Raw genomic sequence first — 21683 nt, 5'->3', positions numbered from 1 at the left:
CCTACCACTCCCTTGACACCGATACCGACACCGACCGCTACCCTTGTACGGAGCCAAATTTGGGTGGAGTTTCACATAAGAACCGTTTGAAGTCAAGCGCTTATGAAAGAAACCTAGTCATCGGACTTTCCTTCCGGCTCCCATGAGCCTACCGAAAAAGACGGCTCAGTGCGCGTAGAGCATGATACCTAGTACGGGAAATCAAGGCCGGCAAAGATTGCCCCACCTTCCTTACTGAACCCATAATCAATACGTCCCACGACGTTGGGCCGTATGATCCCCCGAAATCCGATACCCGGCGTAATGCGATAATCCTTGAAGCTCACATTCTTGAACGAGTTGAACACTTGCCCGGTATCGATGAACGGCGCAATTTCAAAATCCGCCATGACCCCGGCCAGTCGCGTGCGAAGGATATGAATGCGTTCCTCAATACTGAACGCGATCAGCTGCTTGTCGATGTACCGATTCACGCCGAACCCGCGCAGGTTATCCTGACCGCCCAACGAGCTCTGTTCATAGAACGGAACATCTGAACCGAGCGTGGCTTGCAAATCACCGCGGATCACGAGAATCGCCCGTTTGGATTCGCTTGCGAACATCTTTTTGATCTCGAGACCATACCGAGAATACAGAGGATCGGCGCTATTTTTGAAATTGTAGTTCAGTTCGGCATAAGCCGTGATCGCCATCCCATCCGTCGGGGTCACCAGGTTATTCCGCGTATCGTAGTGGAAGCTGACCCGCTGGCCAAGAATCGTCGCCCCGTCCACTCCTGGGACATTTGGAAACACATTTCCCGTGAACGGAAGTTCCGTCGCGCCCTGCTGGATCGGTTGCATATGTCGGAGTCGTTGACTCACGGCGATCTGCGTCACTTCATTGGCATAGACGCCGAATCTCCAGTTCAGCCTCGTCTCTGGAGCCGTGAAGTTGGTCTCATTGCCCTCGACCGTCGTCGGGCCAAGCCCAAAAAATCGCACGGTGGCGTTCTTGAAATAGGTGGCGCTAAACCCAATGCTGTACCGCCCGTTACTGAAACCCGGATCGACATAACTCAACAAGAATTTCCGCTCGATCTCTTCCGTCCAGGACGCGATGCCTCGAAGCTCCTTTCCACCCGGCTCATAACGGAAGAGATTGACGGTGCCTCGGGTACCCACGATCGAATTGTAGACCACCATCGGCGCGACCAAATACTTGAGGTCCCCGTCGGGTCCGGTGATGAGGGCCGGCACAATCATCCCGACATCATTCCCGTCGTTTTTGCTGGAACTGACGGCGGGAATCGGGAAAAACTTCACGTCGGCGTGAGCGTCGGTGCGCGCAAAGGGACACGGCCCACACAACAGCACGAGTGCGACACCGACAGCAAGGCTGCGCTTACACGTCCTCATGACTCCGCACACGACGTTATGGCGCCTTGAGTTTGTCGGATTTCTTGCGGAGTTGATCGACGAGATCCGAATAGGAGGAGGCACGAAGAATCTTCGTAAACTGCCCGCGATAGTTGTTCACCAGGCTGACTCCGTCCACGACAACGTCGTAGACTCGCCACTCGTCCGTCTTGTTGATCAGGCGATAATCCAGCGGGATCTCTGTCTTTCCGGAGAGCACTTTGGTCCTAACTTCAGCATATTCCTTTTCCGTTCGTTCATTCAGGTACTGCACGCCCTCACCGGAATAGGTTTCAATTTTGTCCGCGTATGAGTTCGTCAGCAGCCTCCGAAAAAGATCGACAAATTCATCTTTCTGCTGATCGGTCAGCTGGTTCCAGGGAGCGCCCAAAGCTCGACGGGACATTTCCGTATAGTCAAATCGGGCCGCCACCACCCGTTCCAAAAGGTGTCTTCGTTCCTCGGCTCTCTCCGGTTGCTTGAGCTCCTTCTCCCTCACGATGCGGAGCACTTCGTCGATCGTGGCCTTCATGGAGTCGGTGGGCGGCCCCGCGTACCCGGGCAGCGTCACTCCGATACAGATGACCATGATGAATCCCGTGAACCACACGCGACCACCTCTTCGTCCGCTGCGAGCATTCTTGAACGCCCTCATCGCGCCTCTCTCTCACGCCAATATGGCGTCCTGCAATTCATCCGCTTGATCGATCAGGCTAATTGACCTTACCATGAACGTATTGACTCACCAACTCCTCCAAGTCCAGCCCCGATTCCGTGTCGCGAATGGTATCCCCCGGTTTCAGAGCGTCTCCCCCACCACCCGGCGAGAGGGCCAGGTATTTTTCGCCGATGATGCCTCTCGTCTTGATCGAGGCGATGGTATCGGAATAGAGCTTCGTCCCGCTCTGGACCGCCAGTCTCACCATCGCCCGGTCCTCTTTCAAGCTGATCGTCTTGACTCGCCCCACCTCGACACCGGCGACTTCCACGGAAGCCCCGGCTTTCAGCCCGGTGGCTGAATTGAACAGAGCATCGACTTCATAGACGTCCCCGCCGATCAGTTCCAACTTGCCGAGTTTGATCGAAAGATAGCCCAAGCAAACGATCCCGATCAACACGAATGCACCGACGATCAGCTCCAGCCGGCTTTTGTCCATCATGCCCCTCCTCTACCCGCGAAAACCGCCGTGGGACAGCGCCACCGTCCCGCCGACTGAAATGAATTCTCTGATTTCGGGATCGGTCGTCCGTTGAAACTCAGCCGGCTCGGCCATCACGGCTATTTTTCCGCGTTTTAACATGGCGACATAGTCCGAAATCCCGAATATCTCCGGAATTTCGTGACTCACCATCACGGCGGTAAATCTGAACTTCCGCTGCATGCTCGTGATGAGATCATGAATCGACTTGGCCATGAGGGGATCGAGACCTGTCGTCGGCTCGTCGAACAAAATGATCTCCGGTTGCATCACCAATGCGCGTGCCAACCCGGCGCGTTTGCGCATGCCTCCGCTGAGTTCCGCGGGGAATTTATGCCCCATGCCGGCCAAACCCACCTGCTCCAGTTTTTCGTTCACGCGGTCAGTGACATCCGGCCCTTTCATTCGAAGTCGTTCTCTGAGCGGAAAGGCCACATTTTCGAACACCGTCAGCGAATCGAACAGCGCCGCCCCTTGAAACAACATCGCGAACCGCTTTCGCACTTCGTTGAGTGCATTGCCGCGGAGTCGCGAAATCTCGACCCCATCGATCCACACTTCCCCTGAATCCGGTTGGAGAAGGCCGATCATGTGCTTCAGCAGCACGCTCTTGCCCTCACCACTGCGACCGATGATGGTCGTCAGTTTTCCTTCAGGGATGACGAGATCAAGGCCTTGCAAGACCGGCTGACCGCCCAACGTCTTCGTGAGACCCACAAGCTTCAGCATGACTACAACAACAATGACGTCAGAAAGTAGTCCCAGATGAGAATCAAGACCGATGACAACACGACCGCTTCGGTCGTGGCGGCGCCGAGCCCTTCGGCGCTCATTTTGGTGTAAAAGCCCTTATAGCAGCACACCCAACTCACGATCAGACCAAAACTGATGGATTTGAGAATGCCGCCGTAGACGTCTTTCCATTCGACCGCGGCCTCGATGGAATTCCAGTACGAACCGGCATTGACGCCGAGCAGGTCCACTCCGACAAGATGACCGCCGTAGATCCCGACCACATCGAAGATCGCGACGAGCAGCGGAACGCCGATTAACCCTGCCACGAGCTTCGGCGCAATCAGATATTGGAGCGGATTGACGGCCATGGTATCGAGCGCGTCGATCTGTTCCGTGATCCGCATGATGCCGATCTCCGCCGTGATGGCGGAACCGGCGCGCGCCGTCACCATCAGCGCGGCCAAGACCGGCCCCAGTTCGCGAATCATGCTGAGCGCCACGGCGGAACCTAATAAGCCCTCGGATCCGAACTTTCGCAACGTGTAGTAGCCTTGGAGGGCGAGCACCATTCCGGTGAACGCCGCTGTCAGCACGACGACGAATGTCGACTTGTAGCCGATGAAGTGGAGTTGCTTGACGATTTGCATGCCACGCAACGGCGGACGTGCCAGCCACGCGAACGACGACACCACGAAAATCAACATCCGGCCCATCTCTGCCACATGGGTGAGCGCCCATCGGCCGGTCAGTCGCACAAGCATCATGATTGAGTCGCTGAAAGTTCTTCCTCTCGCCGCTTCGTCGCCATTGCGACAGCATAGCGGCGGAAAAAATCCGTTAGGGCCTCTCCTGCGACGACGCTCTGATGACGGAGCCGGCCAAGGCCAAGGAGGCATGAGGGAGCGGACAAGACCGCGCCGATACCTTTAAGCCACCCAGTGGGCCTGAGAAAGAGATTGAAGTCAAGCGGAAGATCTTCGTCCAACAGGTCCGAGACAGAGCGGATGATGACGAAAGGCACTCGTGTCCGTCGCGCTTGAGCAGCCAACGCGAAGCTTTCCATATCAAGGCCGATGGCTCCCGTACGTTGCGCAAGCTGTTCCTTCTCCGAGGCTCGACCGACCACCCGATCGGTTGACACGAATCGTCCGATGTGTGCCGGAGGCACCACAGTATCGACAAACGTCAACACGAGATCCCGTTCCTCGCCGGGCACATCGACCGTTTCCGAGAGCTCGTCGTGGCCTGTCCCCTGATGCATCACTTCTCGACTTACCAAGAGCGCTCCGATGTGTGCCGCCATGAGCGCGCAGGCAAACCCCGAGGAAATCGCAAGGCTGAACGACTGATGATCCAGCAACTGAGCTGCCCTTCGCCCTGCCTTTTCAAGACCGACGCCGGTTTGAGCAAGCCAATATTCTCGATCGCCTACGGTTCGCACGTGAACGGAGAGATCGCCGATTCGCCGTTCAACGCCAGGAGGAAATGCCGACCGCACCGAGACCATTTCCCACGAAGTGGCGGCAAAAACAGCAATTCGTTTCGGCGGCACAGTATCAGAGGAGCGAGGGGAAAGAGAATCGGCGAAGGTCAATGCTCGGACCGGGGCGAGTCAGTTCCTTGAATATGATGGCGAAGTTCGTCGGCCCGCATCTTCCCACGGGAGCGAAGATTCCGGTACATCGCCAGAGCCCATAGCGGGAAGTATTGGCAATACCAATGATACCGGAGATAAAACACACGCGGAAACCCGGTGCCGGTATGAGCGATTTCCTCCCATGAACCATCCCTCGTTTGGCGGCGAAGGAGGAATTGTATGCCGCGTGCGACGCTGAAGGAATCAATCGCTCCGGCCGACATCAGAGCCATCAACGCCCATGCAGTTTGCGACGGCGTGCTCTCTCCCGCACCGTGATGATTCACATCGTCTCTGTAAGAGAGACACGACTCGCCCCATCCCCCGTCGGGATTCTGTTTCGATTCCACCCAGGTGACCGCCCGACGAATGTACGACGCCGAGAGATCTTCACCGATCGCCCTGAGTCCCGCCAACACGGACCACGTTCCATAGATATAATTGACACCCCAGCGTCCGTACCAACTACCGTCTTCCTCCTGTTCCTTCTTCAGAAAGGCCAAGGCCGGTCCGGCGGCTGGATGAGTCTTGTCATATCCCAAGGCGCCGAGCATCTCCAGACACCGCCCGGCCAGATCGGAAGTACTGGGGTCTAACAGCGCCTTGTGATCGGCGAACGGAATATAGTTGAAAACAACCCGGTTATTGTCCTTATCGTAAGCCCCCCATCCGCCGTCGGACCCCTGCATCGCCAAGACCCATCGCATCCCACGCAGAATAGACGCGTTCAGTGCAGTCTCCTGACCAGGGATCTTCAATTTGGAGAGTGCCATGATCACCACGGCAGAGTCATCCACATCCGGGTACAACTCGTTCTCAAACTGAAAATACCACCCACCCGGTTCTGCCCTCGGCGAAGAGACAATCCAGTCACCCACGGTCTTGGTTTGCCTGGACATGAGATACCGACCCGCCTTTTGAAGGGCGGCATGATCCTGCGATACTCCTGCCTCAATCAGAGCATTCGTGAGTAACGCGGTATCCCAAATCGGAGAAAAACAAGGTTGGAGATGAAGCGTGGAGACGACCTCATCATCGATCATCGTGGAATCGTGGACCTCCAACTCTTCGATCTCACGAAGCGCCTTGACGACCAGGGGATCATCGGCATTGTATCCCAAGCATTGAAGCGCCATAATTGAGTTGGCCATTGCCGGATAAATAGCACCGAGCCCGCCACACCCTTTCAGGTGATCCACCATCCAGCAGGCAGCTTTATGCAATGCTTTTTCCCGCAACACCCGCATGGGCATTCGGTCATACAGTTTCAGCATCGCATCCAATGCCACGAAGAAGTTGTGGGGAGTGAACCACGCCTGATCCTTATTGAACGGAGGGTATTTCCAATACCGAACTTCCGCTCGCGGGATTGGATACAATTCGTCGATGCCTTGTTCGCGTGGGATTCGGCAAACCGGGCGGTGCGCAAATACGATGAGTAGGGGAATCAACACGGCTCGAGACCAATACGAAATCGCATAGATGCTGAAGTAGAACTTTTTCGGCAACAACATCAGTTCGACCGGCATATGGGGGACACCTTCCCAATCATACTGGTCGAACAAGGCCAGCGTGATTTTCGTAAACACGTTGGCGTGCAAGACGCCGCCCATCGCCAAAATCCGCTCTTTGGCCCGGATCATACACGGTTCGTCCGCCGCCACGCCGCTTAGTTTGAGCGCAAAATATGCTTTGACCGATGCGCTGATCTCCGCCGGACCACCGTAATAGATGGGCCATCCACCGTCCGGCAATTGCGTCGTCTTAAGGTATTGAACAGCCTTCGCCTCCCGATCAGGATCGACCCGATCCAGGAATCGACGCAACATCAAGTACTCGGAAGTCAAAGTCGTGTCCGCTTCCAGTTCGGCAACCCAATACCCTTCGGCATGCTGGCGATTGAAAAACCACGATTGACTCCGTCTGATGGCATCATCCACCGCATCAGGCTGGCTGACCGCATGGCCGATAGGCCGTCGGGCGGCGGAAGAATCCAATGCCGATAGAACTACTGGTTTGTCCGAAACCAAGCGAAGCGAGGCAACAGGGGTAAGCTCAGAAGCATGATCGAGTCGCCCCTGAACGGTCGAGAGCAGACTATCAGAGAGGCGATTGAATAACGCCTTTATGATATTCATGAATCTTTATGACGAGAACGACAGGATTGAGGAGGGTGAAAGACCGGCATCTTGCAATGGTCTCCCTTCGTAAACCTTTCCATACTCACAATATACGGGAGGCTTATAACAGACGATGGGAAGCGAGTCAAGCGAACGATAGGAGAAGTGCCTGAACTATATATATTTTTTGCAGGTGTAGGTGACGGCACACATCCCTCCGACAGCTTCTTTGAGTCACAGAACTCAGGTGTGAACAGCAGAGCCGGTACTCATGCCATTTCTACTGCGCGAATATCCGTTCAAGAGGTTGTCACATCAGCTCATTCAAGCCGGGTCTGGAGCGTTCTTCGGGCCAAACGATATAAATTGCTCGAGCGGCTGATTAGAAGAACCATTACATCCGTTCGACCTCGGGAAAACGGATCAGTGTGACGAAAAAGAAGGTCGTGTCTCGCCACGACGGAATTCTAGAACACAAGCTTTAGAAATCAGAGGAACGGTGTCTAATTTTCTTTGGAATTGCGGGCCAAAGGAACGAAAGAAGGAGTGCCGAGGCACTTTGAGTTGAGGACAATGCTGAATCAAGGGGAAAGCGGATCAAAAACCTTGAACGGGTTACCGCATCAAGAGAACCATGAGAGCAATGACGCTCCACAATGTCGCAGACAGACGCAATCCGTTGATGATGCCTCTGGCAGGTCCCAATGGATCATCGTCCAGATCCTCACGCCGTTCATCTCTCGCCATCCGTGACTGTTCTGCTTCGGCTTTGCGATGATGGGGCATGAGCAGTGCCTCCAGAGTCACTTGGGTCAAGGAGAGGTCAGCGGCCGATTGCCGAAGAGATGTTCTATCCCGGGATTGCGAAAGTGCCATGGTTGCCCTCCCTCATGCAGATTGTGACGCGGTATCCGCACTACTGAGCAATAACGATACCGCAGGTCATTCGCCTCTCATAGCAAAATCCCTTCTTTCTAAACCCCAGTCCATGATTGACACCCCAATAGGCATCGCACAAGTTGTTGATTTGGTATAGCCTTCTTCATCTAAGACTGTTCACATGATGCACCATTTCATCAACCCCCGTGCCAGATAGTGGCGCGTTGCCGCATGCAATCTGGCCACTTTTGCACACTGATGGATCAAAATTCCTACCGCGAATTGACATGCCAAGACCCAAAAAAGGTACGTAACAAGGGGTAAAAGCTTGTCACTCTGGCGATCAGGTCACGCGCAATGCGAAAGTCGTTCTTAACCGGTCTACTCAGAGCTACGGAGAAGAGCGCGACATAGCCGCTTCCTTACACTGGGAAATGACTTTCTATGAGGTGAGGAAATTTCTCAATCCTGAGTCTGTGACCCAGGAGCCGAACTATTCAGTCGGACCCATAATCTTAGGCCGGCTGTAGGTCGCCAAGTCTGACGGACACGAGCTTAGACACCCCCGGCTCTTCCATCGTCACTCCGAAGAGCGAATCGGCGATGCTCATTGTCCGTTTATTGTGCGTGATGACGAGGAACTGCGCGTTCTGCGCCAACTCCTTCAAGACACCCGTGAACCGGCCGATGTTTTCCTCGTCCAGCGGGGCGTCGATTTCATCCAACAGACAGAACGGTGTCGGCCTGATCAGAAAGCTTGCAAACAACAGGGCCATCGCCGTAAGCGTTTTCTCACCACCCGACAACATGGTGATGCTCTTCAGTCGTTTCCCCGGCGGCTGCGCCACTATTTCAATCCCCGGCTCCTGATTGCCGAGCGGCGCGCCGTCTTCTGGTGGAGGCTCATCGACCAGCTGCAGCTCGGCCCTTCCACCCGGGAAGAACTGGCCGAAAACCTCGGTGAACTTCTGTTGCAATTCCTCATACGTGGCCGCGAACATCTCCTTTGTCGTCCGGTTGATCCGCTGAATGATCTCCTTGAGTGACGCAATCGAGTTCGACAAATCCAGTTCTTGCTCGGACAAGAACTGGTGGCGCTCCTCCAGTTCCTGGTGTTCATTGATCGCGGCTAAGTTGATCGGCCCCATACGATCCAACCGATCACGGAGCTTCTGTAACTGCTCTTTCAACTCGATGTCCGAGCGGTGATCGGTTTCCTGTGCGGCAGCGCCATCGGCCTCGCTTATCGATTCTCTCGACGTGGCAGGCTCCTCGGCCAGCGTGAGCGGATCAAGCTGATAGGTCCCCGATAACGTTCCTTCGACGGTTCCCAAGTGCGTACGAATTTCCGCTCGGCGAACCTCCGCCGCCATCCGTGCATCCCGAATCACCGACATCCCCCGTCGCAACTCCTCCAGACCGGATTCCAGCGTTTGGCTGACCCCGATCTGTTGCCCCTGTCGCTCTTGAGCCGCAACCAATTCTCCCTTCACCCGCCCGGCGGCGACACCAAGTTCTTGGCAAAGAGTTTCCTGACGGGCCTGTTCCGTCCGGCTCTGCTCGATAAGCCCCTTGAGACTGCTCAAGTGCTCGCACAATACACGACGCCGATCTTCAGTTTCCTGAATTTGTTGTACCGTTCGAGCCCGATTCAGTTGCTCATGTTCACGTTTGGCGCGCAACCCTTCCGCAGTGAGCTTCGCCTCCGTCACACGGTCCTGGTGCGTTCTCATATTTTGCTCGAGCACCCCCAGCCGTTCGCGTACTCTCCCCAGCATCGTGTCCTGGCCGTTCTTCTCAGCGAGCCACTGGCCCAGTTGATCCTGGACCGAGTGCGACTCTTGGTCCAATCGCTGACCTTCGCAGAGACTTTCCTGAATTTCCGTCTCGATCCCGGTGAGTCGATGATCGAGATCGTTCAATACATGCTGAAGCTTTTCTTCATCCTTGCGCAACGAGAGATTTTGCATTTCGGCGTCGCGAAGCGCATCGCCGAGTTGGCGGTCGCGTTGAGTGAGCAACTGAATCTGAGCCGACACCATGTCACGCTGTTGTTTGCTTTGATCGAGCTCCGTCACGACGGCATGACGTTTGGCTTCCAGATCGATCACCTCCCGCCGGCGTTCGAGCAAACCCGGCCTCCCTTGCACTTGACCACCCGTCACGACACCCGATGCATCCACCACTTCACCATCGAGCGTCACCAAGGTCGGGCCGTTCGGAGCACTCCACGCATGCTGCTCCCATAACTGCATCGCCTGATCCAACGATCGGACAATCACGACGCGATCGAACAGCGAATCGCGGGCCGCCGTGCGCGACTCGTCGGTCTGGACCAGTTCCACGGCGAGCCCGACAACACCGGGCTGCATGGCAATCGACGGCCACCAGCCATAAGCTCGACCACCTTCCCATCGTGGGTGCTGCGGGATGAAACTGCCCCGCCCAAGCGCCTGTTCCTGTAGAAAACGAATCAATCTCCGCCCGACGGACGGTTCGTCCACAAACCATCCGCGGACACGCTCGCCCAATACCGCTTCGACGGCCCGTTCCATCCCCGACGGGATTACCAGCCATTCGGCCACTGCATCCCGCACACCGTCACAAGACTTCAAGGCGGGGCCCTGCTGAGTTCCCTGTCGACCGTACCCCATCTCTTCACGCACCACGCTCTGCAACGCCTCAAGCCGTGAATCCACTCCGGCCAACTCTTCCGACCGCCGCAAGATCATGTGATCCAATGACTGAAGGATGCCTGTGGCTTGAGCGGCTTCCTCCTGCACGGTTCGTTGTTCCATCCTGAGATGCGACACGAGACGATCGGCTTCTGCATATTCATTGCGCAATACCTCGTGACGCGCGATCGTCGCTTCGCGCTGGCTCCGCAATTCGTCCCGCTCCGATGACAGGCGCGTCCCGCGCCCCGCGAGATCTTCCATCCGCTTGGCCAATTGCGCGATACCCTGTTCCGTGTTCGCGACAAGCACCGCCAGTTGCAGCACGTCCTTGCGCCCTCGCTCCTCCTCCGCGACGGCGGCAGCCCGCTGATGGAGCAAGCGCGCCATGTCCTCGTCGAGTTCCTCGAGGATCCGATCTCGAATCGCCATCTCCTCTTCGACCGACGTCAATGATGACTCGATGGCTTGCAGGGAGGCCGCCAAATTCTCCCGTGATCGGACCAGTTCTTCCAGCTCGGCCGATTCCTGTACCTGTTGTTGGCTGAACAAAAGCCCTCGGTTTCGCTCCACCTCCGCCGCCGTCAGCGCGTGAGCTTGCCGTTGTTCGACACCCGCCAGTTCCTCTCGTATCTTCCCGATGGAATCGGCCGTCGCAATCGCATCAAGGCGCGCCTGTTCAAGTTCCATCGTAAGCCGAGCTTGCTCGGCCGCCTTTCCAGATTCCTGTTGATCCAAATTCAGAACCTCGATCTCCGCCTCTTGCAACGCCAGTCGCAAGGCCTTGAATTCCCTGGTCAACAGAGTCACTTCGATTCCCCGCGCCTCATGCTGCAATGTCTGAAAGGTTCGCGCCTGGCGCGCTTGACGTTCCAAAGAATTGAGCTGTTTCTTGACCTCGGCGACGATGTCTCGGACGCGCAGGAGATTCTGCTGTGTGGCCTCCAATTTCCGCAGCGCCTCGGCCTTTTGCTTCTTATACCGGACGATGCCCGCGGTCTCCTCGATGAGCTCGCGCCGGTCTTGGGGTGATGCATTTAAAATCTGATCGATCTGGCCCTGGGCGATGACGGTGTGTCCTTTGCTGCCCGCCCGTGTATCGAGCAACAAACTGCGAATATCCTTCAATCTGCACTGAATCTTGTTGATGAGATACTCACTGTCGCCGTTGCGGTACAGACGACGGGTAATCATCATCTCTTGCGCCTCGGTCAGCTCGCTCGGAAGCCCCGAGCTGCCATCCAATTTCATCATCGTTGGATCAAGCCCGCCGATCACCAACGACACCTCAGCCATTCCCAAAGGCTTTCGCAGTTCAGTACCGTTAAAAATGACGTCTTCCATCTTTTCGCTTCTGAGCGTTTTAGTGCTTTGCTCGCCCAGGACCCATAGGATGGCGTCTACGACATTGCTCTTGCCGCTTCCATTCGGTCCGACGATCGCAGTGACCCCTTCGGGAAACTCGATCTTGGCTTCGGCGAACGATTTGAAGCCCATCATGTTCATGGATTTCAGATGCATCGGTTCCCCTTCAGTTGCACGCACATGCTTAGGACAGGTGGTTGAGGCTCAGAAGTTTCCGGCCCTTGTATCACAAGGGTTCTTAGAAATCAAAAACAAAACACATTGCATAGTAGGAGAATTGATATGGCCCTACAATATATAGGGCCATATGGAGACGTCCCCGGATGGCATAGCCAACTAACCGGCGATGCTGGCTACCGGCTTCTTTGAGGATTCTATCTGGACAAGTTCCTTCGGCAGGAGGAATTCAACGTCCTCCTCAATGACCGTGAGTTCTTCAACATCGGACGGTTCCGACGCTCTTAGGAATGCCACCACTTCCGTGACCAAGATCTCCGGAGCCGACGCACCGGCCGCGATCCCGACCGCCTTAGCTCCTTGGAGCCACGCGGGATCGATGTCGGCTGCTGAATCGATCAGATAAGACGGGATCCCGCACTGCTCTCCCAGTTCGCGCAGACGATTGGAATTGGAGCTGTTCGGCGATCCGATGACAAGAATGACGTCCACCAGGCGGGACAATTCCTTGACGGCATTTTGCCTGTTTTGCGTCGCGTAACAGATATCTTCCTGGTGCGGGCCTTTGATGTTCGGAAACCGTTGATGCAATGCACCGACGATATCCCGGCATTCATCCACACTCAACGTGGTTTGCGTGACGTACGACAGATTGACGGTATTGTCCACCTGCAACTTTTCCACATCTTCGACCGACGACACCAAGTGAAACTTGTCGGGCACCTGGCCCAAAGTCCCGATCACTTCCGGATGGCCGGCGTGACCGATCAGAATCAATTCATACCCCTGGGTATAATCGCGGTTCACTTCATTATGGACCTTGATCACCAGCGGACAGGTGGCGTCGATCACATGCAGGCGCCGCCGATTCGCTTCTTCCCACACCGACTTCGCTACGCCGTGCGCGCTGAAAATCACGACCGACCCCTCCGGTACTTCGTTCAACTCTTCCACAAACACCGCGCCCTTTCGCCGCAGCGAATTGACGACATGGCGGCTGTGCACGATTTCGTGACGGACATAAATCGGAGCCCCGTACTTCTTGAGCGACAGATCCACGATATCGATCGCCCGATCGACACCGGCGCAAAACCCGCGGGGATTGGCAAGATAGATCTTCATGGTCGTCGTAGCTCCTCAGTTCAGCGCGAGAACAAGCCCGTGACCCTAGGCATGATCTGTGACGATACGTCAGATCAATAGGGTCCGTCAACAGAATTGACCTGAGAAGTCACGGCGATATCACACAAGCTAATAAGCTGAGGTCCTTCACGCCTTAAATTGAGCGAGCCCTACCCTGGTTTGCATATTAGCGAGTTCATTCGCGGAATGATGCCTCGCTTGACTCTCTCTCACCTCCTACGTACTCTCCGTCTCCTTTGAGACTTCTTGTTCTCGTGGCCACTGAAACTTATCGTTCTTTCTTGCCAGCCAAGGAGGTGCTTCCAGATGGCACAAAGACCTTTTCAAACCGGAGCGGTTATCAATCTGAACGCCGGAGAAGACGTCAAGGATCTCGTCGTCTATACCGTGCCCGCCAGGAAACGATTCGAGGTCAAGTTTCTCGGCATCAATGGTTTCGGGCACCCGAATCAACCGCTCTTCTATGCAGTCCAAGTCACGACCAAATCGCTTTTAGGCATCTATCCCATTGCACTCACCGGCACTTCCGAAATAGCCGATCCTCAGTTTCCAACGAGGTATTTCGGGAGTCAGGAAGCCATCCTCTATGCCGATCCGAAGTCAGATCTCATCTTTTCCGTCGCCCGCAAGAACACAACCGGCAATGTCAGGGTGTTCATCAATCTCTGCGGACTCCTCGTTGATGTGTGAATGAAAAACCCAAGCGGATGGGAGTAATTGCCAATCGAGAACTTGCAACCCCTAAGGAAAGATGGCGTCATATGAACCCTCCTCCAAATCCCTCTTCCATTTTGCAAACCGCCTTTGGTTTTTGGGGCTCCAAGGTCCTGCTCACGGCCGTCGAGGTCGGTCTCTTCACGACATTGGCCGGTCGACGTCTGACCGGGGCTGAGCTGGGCAGGGAATTGCAATTCCACCCACGCGCGAATCCAGACTTTTTTGATGCCCTCGTGGCGATGAAGTTCCTTGACCGCGACGGTGACGGACCGCAGGCGAAGTATTTCAACACAGCAGAGGGAATCATGTTTCTCGATGCCGCGAGCCCCCGATACATCGGGGGCATTCTGATCATGCTCAATGCGCGACTGTTCAGATTTTGGAACGACCTGCCCGAAGCGTTGCGGACGGGACGGCCGCAGAACGAAGTCAAGCATGGGCAGAAAGGCATGTTCGAGGAACTCTATTCGGACCTGCCCAGGCTGGAACAGTTCATGGGCGCGATGACCGGCCTCTCCCGTATCAACTTTGAGGCATTCGCGGAGAAATTCGACTTCTCGGAATTCCAAACGCTCTGCGACGTCGGTGGCGCGACCGGCCTGCTCAGCATCGAAGTCGCAAAGCGCCACCCACACCTCACCTGCATCAGCTTCGATCTACCGGTCGTCGAACCGATCACCAAAAAACATATCGCCGCCGCCGGTTTGGCAGGTCGTGTACGTACGGCGTCCGGTGACTTTTTCAAGGACCCGCTGCCGAAGGCAGACATCATCACGATGGGGATGATCTTGCACGATTGGAATCTCGAGAAAAAGATGCATCTCATCCGATCGGCCTACGACGCGTTGCCGTCGGGCGGCGCGCTCGTGACGATTGAAGCCTTGATCGACGACGCCCGGCGCGAAAACGTGCAGGGTCTGCTGATGTCGCTCAACATGCTCATCGAATTCGGCGATGCGTTCGATTACTCCGGCGCCGATTTTCGCCGGTGGTGCGGCGAGGCCGGGTTCACACGATTCGAGATCATTCATCTTGCCGGACCGTCGAGCGCGGCCGTGGCATACAAATGACTTTTTCCTCAGGGCAAGCGCGAGTCGTCCCGATCGCCTGCCCGCGTATCTCTTGACACGCTCTCCCCTCCCCCGTACGCTCAGTGTTCCATGGGGACTTCCGGTTACAAAAAAATTCTCATCGTTGAAGACGAGCAGGATATTCTGCAGCTCGTCAAACACTATTTGGAGAAAGAGGGGTTTCGGCCTATCACCGCGACGAACGGGTTCGAAGCATTGAAGAAAGCCAAAGAGGAAAAACCCGATCTGGTCGTGCTCGATCTTATGTTGCCTGAGCTGGATGGACTCGAAGTTTGCAAACGACTCCGCTCCGCTCCCGAGACCGCCATGCTTCCCATCCTCATGCTCACGGCGAAAGCGGAAGAATCAGACACGATTGTCGGACTTGAGTTGGGCGCCGACGATTATGTGACCAAGCCGTTCAGCCCCAAGGCACTGGTCGCTCGTGTCAAAGCCCTGCTGCGTCGAGTCGAGCGAACGCCGGATGGTGGGCCCGAACTGTATCGCCATGGGACGCTCACCATGAATCTTGCTCGACATGAGGTCCGCCTCGGGTCACACGAGGTGCCGTTGACCGCGAAAGAATTCGGCCTGCTCGAACACTTCCTTCGACATCGGGGGCGCGTGCTGACCCGTGAAGTGCTGCTCAACGCGGTGTGGGGCTACGACTACTACGGAACGACCAGAACGGTCGATGTGCATGTCCGCCGGTTGAAACAAAAACTGCCGCTCCTTGAAGAGGCCATCGTGTCCGTCAAATCATTGGGATATAAACTGAAAGATCCCGACGTGTCAGAATGACATGGTCGATTCGATGGAAAGTCACGCTCAGCACGCTCATGGCAGTCGCCTGTGGGCTGCTCGTTGCCGGCGTGATGACAGTTCAATCCCTCGAACAGCGTTACCTGACGCAATTCAGTGATGCCTTGGAGGTAAAAACCAAGCTCGTCGAACACGGCTTCCAACCCCTGTTTCTCGCATCTTCTTCTCATCCGACACCCTCCTCTTTGCAAGAGACGGCACGCGACCTCGGCGGTAGAGCCTCCGCCCGTGTGACGCTAGTCGCCGCAGACGGAGTGGTGCTCGCGGACAGCGCGGTACGAGATGCCGACTTGTCCGCCGTGGAGAATCACCTGATGCGCCCCGAAATCCAACAGGCCCTTTCCACGGGGCATGGACGAGACATCCGCTCCGGTCACACGACAGGAGAACGAACGATGTATCATGCCGTCCTCCTTCGGCCGTCGCAGACGGCATCTCCGCTCGTCGTGCGAGTGAGCCTTCCGATGGTGCTCCTGGACCGCGAGCTTGCGGAAATACAGCAACGTCTCTTTCTCGCGCTCGGCGTCGCTTTCCTCGTCGCCCTCGTACTGAGCGTCTGGTTGGCTCACAGCATCACCAAACCACTTTCCGACATTGCGTCGGCCGCCCTTCAATTGAGCTCCGACCACAGGACCTTTCACGTCCGAACGACCGCACAAGATGAAGTGGGGCTCTTGGCCGCCACCCTCAACCACATGGCGGATCAGCTTCACGCGAAAATCGATGAACTCTCGGAAGATCGTGCCCAACTGCTTGCCATGCTGACCTCGATGGTCGAAGGCGTGATGGTGTTGGACTCCCGCGGCTTGGTGTTGCAGATCAATCCTGCGCTCGAACGTATGTTCGGCATCTCCCGCGTGGAGGCTCGAGGACGTCCCTGCGCCGATCTCTTCCGTCATCAACAGCTCAACGACCTGGTGACTGCCATTTTACGATCGCGCGCCTATCATCAGGATGAAATCGTGCTGCCGCTGAGCGGGCGCTGTCTTCAGATCGAAGCCTCCCCGGCCGGAGGTGAACAGGAAAATGAGGCCAGTGTGGTCTTGGTGTTTCACGACATTACCGAGCTGCGACGCCTGGAGAAGATACGAAAAGACTTCGTGGCGAATGTCTCGCACGAACTTCGCACCCCGCTCACCTCGATCAAGGGCTACGTGGAAGCGCTGTTGGATGGCGCCAAGGACGATCCCGTCGCCTCGGCGCAATTCCTGGAAATCATTCTCAAGCAAAGCGACCGGCTGAATCTGATCATCGAGGATTTGCTCGAATTGTCGAAAATCGAATCAGGCGGCGTGTCGTTCAAGGAAGACCCGCTCGAACTGCGTTCCGTGATCGATCGCACCTTGTCAACGATCAAACCGATCGTCGATAAAACTCGTCATCGGCTCGTCACCATGGTCGAACCATCGCTTCCTCCCGTGGCGGGTGATGAAGGTCGGCTCGTGCAAGTCTTGACCAATTTGCTCGATAACGCCATCAAATACACCCCGGCGGGAGGAACCATTACGGTCGGCGCCAAGCTTGTCCCGTCGGTTAGGAACGCCGAACCTTCAATCCGGGCGATCGAACTCAGCGTCGCCGATACGGGGATCGGTATCCCGGAAGAGGACCGGCCTCGTGTCTTCGAACGGTTCTACCGAGTCGACAAGGCTCGGTCACGAGAGTTGGGCGGGACGGGTCTCGGACTGGCGATCGTAAAGCATATCGTCGAAGGGCATGGGGGACAGGTGTGGGTGGAAGGGAATCCTCCTCAGGGGAGTCGATTCGTGGTCCGCCTCCCGCTCAATCTCACAGTTCGCAGCGTCCATCACATGAACGACGCAAGTAAGGCATAGCCATCCGCGCCCAACAACACGGCCCCGGGCAGGGTAAACAGCCACGCCGGGAAGAATTGCTCGTCACCCCCATCGACCGCAGACAGGCGCTTGTTCGATCCACCGCCCAGGGCGGATGACATGATCGAACATCATGCCTTAGACTTCCGGCTGACGGACCAATATCGATGATGACGGCGACCTGAGCAACTCACGGCGTCCAGCCCACCTTCCTATCATCCTTACCACCGTACAAGGCCAGTTGCCCAGGTCAGTCCACCGCCGAAACTACCCAGTAACACCAACGCGCCCGGCGAAATGTTCCCCCCACGAACTGCCGTATCGAGAGCGATCGGGAGAGACGCCGAGGACGTATTGCCGTACTGCGCGATTACGGAGATCATTCGGTCTTGGTCAATGCCCAAACGATCCCCCACGTGAGACAAGATCCGACCGTTCGCCTGATGGAGAATAACTTGCTGGAGATCGCGCAGACAAACGCCGAATTCCTTCACGATATCCAGTACGGCCTGTTCGATCCGACGAACGGCTATCCGAAAGAGCGGCGCCCCCTGCATGCGAAGCAGGTGTTCCCGTTTCTTCAACGTATCGGCAGTGACGGGAACCCGTGATCCCCCGGCCGGGACTCGAATGAGCCCATGGTGCGCCCCATCGGCGTATAACCGGATTCCAAGGATTCCTCGCCACTCAGGGCTGCCGTCCTCTTCCCCCCGGAGGATGACGGCACCAGCCCCATCCCCGAACAACAGGGCCGTCGCGTCATCCTCCGGGTCAAGGAAACGAGATTTGACCTCTGAGGCCGCGACAAGACAAGTGATGATCTGTCCGCTCTGAATCATGGCCTGGGCCATAGAGAGGCCGTACAAAAACCCGGAGCAGGAGGCGGACACATCGAATGCCCCTATCGCCTTACATCCCAACCCTCGCTGCACCAAGCAGGCTGTCGAGGGAAACGCCATATCCGGAGAAGTCGTAGACAGAAGAATGGCATCGATCGAAGAAGATGTACAACCCGCCGCCTCCAGTGCCCGACGTCCGGCAACCACCGCCATATCGGAAGGCGCCTCATGATCAGCTGCCCAATGACGTGTCTGAATCCCGGTCAGCCGTCGAATCCGGGCCGGGGACACCCCCAACGAAGGAGCAAGTTCCTCATTGGACACAATGCGGGAAGGAAGATAACTGCCTGTTCCAATGATCCTTGTGCGAATCATGTTCCACAACTACCGTCTACTTGAGCAAAATCGTTAGGCTACTTACGCTTTTACTGTGGGGCGAGATTATAGGGAGCATGAAGAAGTAGGTCAACCAAACCGTTCTCCTCATTGCTTTTTGCGCGTATCCTTGCTATGAGTTATCGGGTATGTCTTCCATCCGATTCGTGGCCGATCCGCCGTCCCCAACATCTCGACTCCGACTGGCGACGTGCCTGGTCGTCGGCTCTCTACTCATGACATCGTGTGCGGGCGATCTCACCCCCCGAGACATACGAAGCGGGATCAAGAAAGTCTTCAGCGGCACCGACGAACAAATTTTCCTCGGAGACACCCTTGAAAACCACTACCATCCCAACGTCATCATGAAACGGGGAGAAGCGTATTTTGAGAAAGAGGAGTATGCCGAGGCGTTGGTCGAATACAAGCACTTCATGGAACTCCATCGCAACCACGTCCTGGCCCCATACGTTGCATTTCGGATCGGAGAGATTCATTTGAAGATGGCGAAGACCATCGATCGTGATCCCGAACCGATGCAAAAAGCCATTGCCGCCTTCGAGCAGATGAGGAAAGAATTCCCCGGCAGTCGCTATGAGGGCCAGGCTCAGCAGAAGCTGGAAGAGTGCCATGATTGGATCGCGCAGATGCATCTCTTCGTGGGACGATTCTATTACCGGCGCGGCTCTTACCTCGCTGCCACCCATCGGTTCCAGCAGATTCTCAAAGAGTACCCTGATAAGCCCATCGCCTCAGAAGCCTTATATTTCCTCGCGAAGGCGTACCATGAAATGGGAGCCGACGATTGGGCGAGGGAAAGTCTGGTCTTATTGGCAGACAAGTATCCGACCAGTACGGTCTCAGGGGACGGCAAGAACTTGTTGGAAAAGATCGGAGGGGCTCAACCAGTGACGCTCCTCGCTCAGAAGTCGGAATCGATCCTCGTTTCCGACGCCGGCCCGGGGATAGTCCGCAACAACACATCCGGAATCTCCAATCATGCACCCACGGCTGCTCCTCCATCGCCCGCCGTCGGAACGCTAGGCATTCCGCCCTTACTTGACTCGTTGGGCTCTCCCTCTGCCACCCAGCTGGGGCAGGGCTTTACCGCTTGCCGCCTCGATGCCTGGTGCTAAGATAGCCCACTGGCTCTCAGCAGAAAGCGCTCGGCAAGAAATCCCTCGAGTGAAATGAGACGCTTCTTCCCGGAGAAGCCCAGAGAGTCGGTACGCACATGCTGACGGCTGAAAGCTGATCGCTCAAGGCAGCTTACTGACCCAGATACCAACCGATTCCGTATCGCTCCAGGAAACTCGTCACCATCGTGAGGGAATTGGCGTAGATCATCACGCCGACGAAAACCAGCATGACGCCACTCACGGTGGAAACACCCCACAAATAGGCTCGCACTTCTTTGAAATAGGCCAAGAACCGATCGACGCCCAGCGCCGTGAGAAACAGCGGCAGGCCCAATCCGAAGGAGTAAAACGTGAGCAACACGACTCCATTCACAAGAGAATCGGTCGTACTGGCATAGAGAAGAATGGATCCCAGGACCGGTCCGACACAGGGGGTCCAGCCGGCGGCGAAGGCGACACCGATCAAGAACGACCCCAAGTATCCGGCCGGCCGACTACGGAACTGATACCGATGCTCCATTTTCAGGAACTTCAGATTGAGAATGCCGAGCAGATACAACCCGAACACGATGATCAACACCCCGCCGATCCGGCGAATCAGGTCTTGATGGGTGATCAGCAACTGGCCCAGAAAACTGGCCGAGGCACCGAACGCGATAAAGACGGTCGAAAATCCGGCGATGAACAACAAGGAATTCACGATGATCGCCTTCTTGAACTTCATCCGTTCGGACGCGTCCGTCAATTGTTCGACCGACAGGCCGGTAATGTAGGAAATATAGCTCGGCACCAACGGCAGCACGCATGGAGAAACGAAAGAAAGGAGTCCCGCCGAAAAGGCGGCAATGAGGGAAATCTGTGGGATAGCTTGGGTCATGGTTACGATTTCATCAGTTCGTGAATCAAGTCACGGGCCTCCGGTGAGTCCCAATCCCGAGCGCCGAAAATTTTTTGTCGCACAATACCCCGGCGATCGACCATGAACGTGACCGGAATCGTGCGGGCCCCGTAGGTCAGGCCCACGCGGTATTCCGAGTCATGGAGGATCGGAAACGTAAACCCCATTTCCCGTTGGAACGGACGGGTAACCGCCGCGCCCTGCGGATCTGTGGACACGGCCAGGATCTCGAACTCCCGCCGCGGCAACGTTCGATAGAGTTGCTCCATCGCCGGCATCTCAACACGGCACGGTCCGCACCAAGTCGCCCAGAAATTCAGCAGGACGACCTTACCCCTGAGCTGCGACAGGCTCATGGCGTTGCCGGCAAGATCGCGCAACGTAAAATTCGGCGCCTCATCGCCGATTTGGACCACGCCTCGTACGAAACCCGACCGCTTGTTGGGTTGTAGTGATTCGGCTTGAGAAACCGGAGAGACGACAAGCCCCGCAACGATCGCAACGTGGAAGAGGTATGCCGCGAGAGAAAGTTTCATGAGCTTCGTTTTACCGATATTTTCTGTACTCACATATAGCGCCGCAGCGGATCGGTAAATCACGGATCAAAAGCTCCCGGCTCCGTAGATTCTTGATTCGTGTTGAAACAAGCTATGTTACAAGTC

General features: G+C 56.1%; 18 protein-coding genes. 5 read left to right on the top strand and 13 right to left on the bottom strand.

Going from position 1 to position 21683, the window contains the following annotated elements:
- Positions 1 to 188 precede the first annotated feature (188 nt).
- From A4E19_07950 to ispH, 10 genes are all read right to left on the bottom strand, one after another.
- Positions 189 to 1397, bottom strand: a complete 1209-nt coding sequence (locus tag A4E19_07950) for a hypothetical protein (GenBank protein OQW31536.1) — start codon at positions 1395 to 1397, stop codon at positions 189 to 191.
- 16 nt (positions 1398 to 1413) lie between these two features.
- Complete coding sequence (locus A4E19_07945) at positions 1414 to 2052, bottom strand: organic solvent tolerance ABC transporter substrate-binding protein (protein ID OQW31535.1); 639 nt, start codon at positions 2050 to 2052, stop codon at positions 1414 to 1416.
- A 58-nt stretch (positions 2053 to 2110) separates the two neighbouring features.
- Positions 2111 to 2554 carry an outer membrane lipid asymmetry maintenance protein MlaD gene (locus A4E19_07940; protein OQW31534.1) on the bottom strand — a complete coding sequence of 148 codons (444 nt, stop codon included), beginning with the start codon at positions 2552 to 2554 and terminating at the stop codon, positions 2111 to 2113.
- A 12-nt stretch (positions 2555 to 2566) separates the two neighbouring features.
- Positions 2567 to 3325: an ABC transporter ATP-binding protein gene (locus A4E19_07935; GenBank protein ID OQW31533.1), complete on the bottom strand. Its 759-nt coding sequence runs from the start codon at positions 3323 to 3325 to the stop codon at positions 2567 to 2569.
- Positions 3326 to 3327: 2 nt separating this feature from the next.
- Positions 3328 to 4095, bottom strand: a complete 768-nt coding sequence (locus A4E19_07930; protein ID OQW31532.1) for an ABC transporter permease — start codon at positions 4093 to 4095, stop codon at positions 3328 to 3330.
- Positions 4092 to 4838, bottom strand: a complete 747-nt coding sequence (locus tag A4E19_07925) for a hypothetical protein (GenBank protein OQW31531.1) — start codon at positions 4836 to 4838, stop codon at positions 4092 to 4094. The genes A4E19_07930 and A4E19_07925 overlap by 4 nt, the downstream gene beginning before the upstream one ends.
- Before the next feature lie 83 nt (positions 4839 to 4921).
- Positions 4922 to 7105, bottom strand: coding sequence for a squalene-hopene cyclase (locus A4E19_07920; GenBank protein OQW31530.1), 2184 nt, complete (start codon positions 7103 to 7105; stop codon positions 4922 to 4924).
- Positions 7106 to 7702: 597 nt separating this feature from the next.
- On the bottom strand, positions 7703 to 7963 hold the full coding sequence (locus A4E19_07915) for a hypothetical protein (protein OQW31529.1): 261 nt from the start codon (positions 7961 to 7963) through the stop codon (positions 7703 to 7705).
- Positions 7964 to 8481: 518 nt separating this feature from the next.
- On the bottom strand, positions 8482 to 12162 hold the full coding sequence (locus A4E19_07910; GenBank protein OQW31528.1) for a hypothetical protein: 3681 nt from the start codon (positions 12160 to 12162) through the stop codon (positions 8482 to 8484).
- 180 nt (positions 12163 to 12342) lie between these two features.
- Positions 12343 to 13305 (bottom strand): 4-hydroxy-3-methylbut-2-enyl diphosphate reductase, encoded by a 963-nt coding sequence (gene ispH / locus A4E19_07905; GenBank protein OQW31527.1) that lies wholly within the window; start codon positions 13303 to 13305, stop codon positions 12343 to 12345.
- Between the two features lie 327 nt (positions 13306 to 13632).
- Between ispH and A4E19_07900 the strand changes: the two genes are divergently transcribed.
- From A4E19_07900 to A4E19_07885, 4 genes are all read left to right on the top strand, one after another.
- Positions 13633 to 14016: a hypothetical protein gene (locus A4E19_07900; GenBank protein OQW31526.1), complete on the top strand. Its 384-nt coding sequence runs from the start codon at positions 13633 to 13635 to the stop codon at positions 14014 to 14016.
- 71 nt (positions 14017 to 14087) lie between these two features.
- Entirely contained in the window at positions 14088 to 15113 is a 1026-nt protein-coding gene (locus tag A4E19_07895; protein ID OQW31525.1) for a methyltransferase, read from the top strand.
- A gap of 90 nt (positions 15114 to 15203) precedes the next feature.
- The gene (locus A4E19_07890; protein OQW31524.1) at positions 15204 to 15914 is read left to right on the top strand and encodes a DNA-binding response regulator; all 711 of its coding nucleotides are present in this window, start codon (positions 15204 to 15206) and stop codon (positions 15912 to 15914) included.
- The gene (locus tag A4E19_07885; GenBank protein OQW31523.1) at positions 15911 to 17770 is read left to right on the top strand and encodes a hypothetical protein; all 1860 of its coding nucleotides are present in this window, start codon (positions 15911 to 15913) and stop codon (positions 17768 to 17770) included. Before A4E19_07890 ends, A4E19_07885 begins: the two co-directional genes overlap by 4 nt.
- Before the next feature lie 221 nt (positions 17771 to 17991).
- Here the strand turns inward: A4E19_07885 and A4E19_07880 are convergent, their stop codons facing one another.
- Entirely contained in the window at positions 17992 to 18984 is a 993-nt protein-coding gene (locus tag A4E19_07880; protein OQW31522.1) for a 3-oxoacyl-ACP synthase, read from the bottom strand.
- Positions 18985 to 19133: 149 nt separating this feature from the next.
- On the opposite strand from A4E19_07880, the gene A4E19_07875 reads away from it, so the two are divergent.
- Positions 19134 to 20120 carry a hypothetical protein gene (locus tag A4E19_07875; protein ID OQW31521.1) on the top strand — a complete coding sequence of 329 codons (987 nt, stop codon included), beginning with the start codon at positions 19134 to 19136 and terminating at the stop codon, positions 20118 to 20120.
- Between the two features lie 133 nt (positions 20121 to 20253).
- Here A4E19_07875 and A4E19_07870 read toward each other — a convergent pair whose 3' ends face one another.
- Complete coding sequence (locus A4E19_07870) at positions 20254 to 21000, bottom strand: cytochrome C biogenesis protein (protein ID OQW31520.1); 747 nt, start codon at positions 20998 to 21000, stop codon at positions 20254 to 20256.
- Between the two features lie 2 nt (positions 21001 to 21002).
- Positions 21003 to 21557, bottom strand: coding sequence for a thiol-disulfide oxidoreductase ResA (locus tag A4E19_07865; protein OQW31519.1), 555 nt, complete (start codon positions 21555 to 21557; stop codon positions 21003 to 21005).
- Positions 21558 to 21683: the final 126 nt, after the last annotated feature.

Origin of the sequence: Nitrospira sp. SG-bin1 (genome assembly GCA_002083365.1) — a bacterium.
Taxonomy (GTDB): Bacteria; Nitrospirota; Nitrospiria; order Nitrospirales; family Nitrospiraceae; genus Nitrospira_D.
The sequence above is the reverse complement of the archived record's forward strand: the minus strand, read 5'-3'. Positions and strand labels throughout refer to the sequence as shown.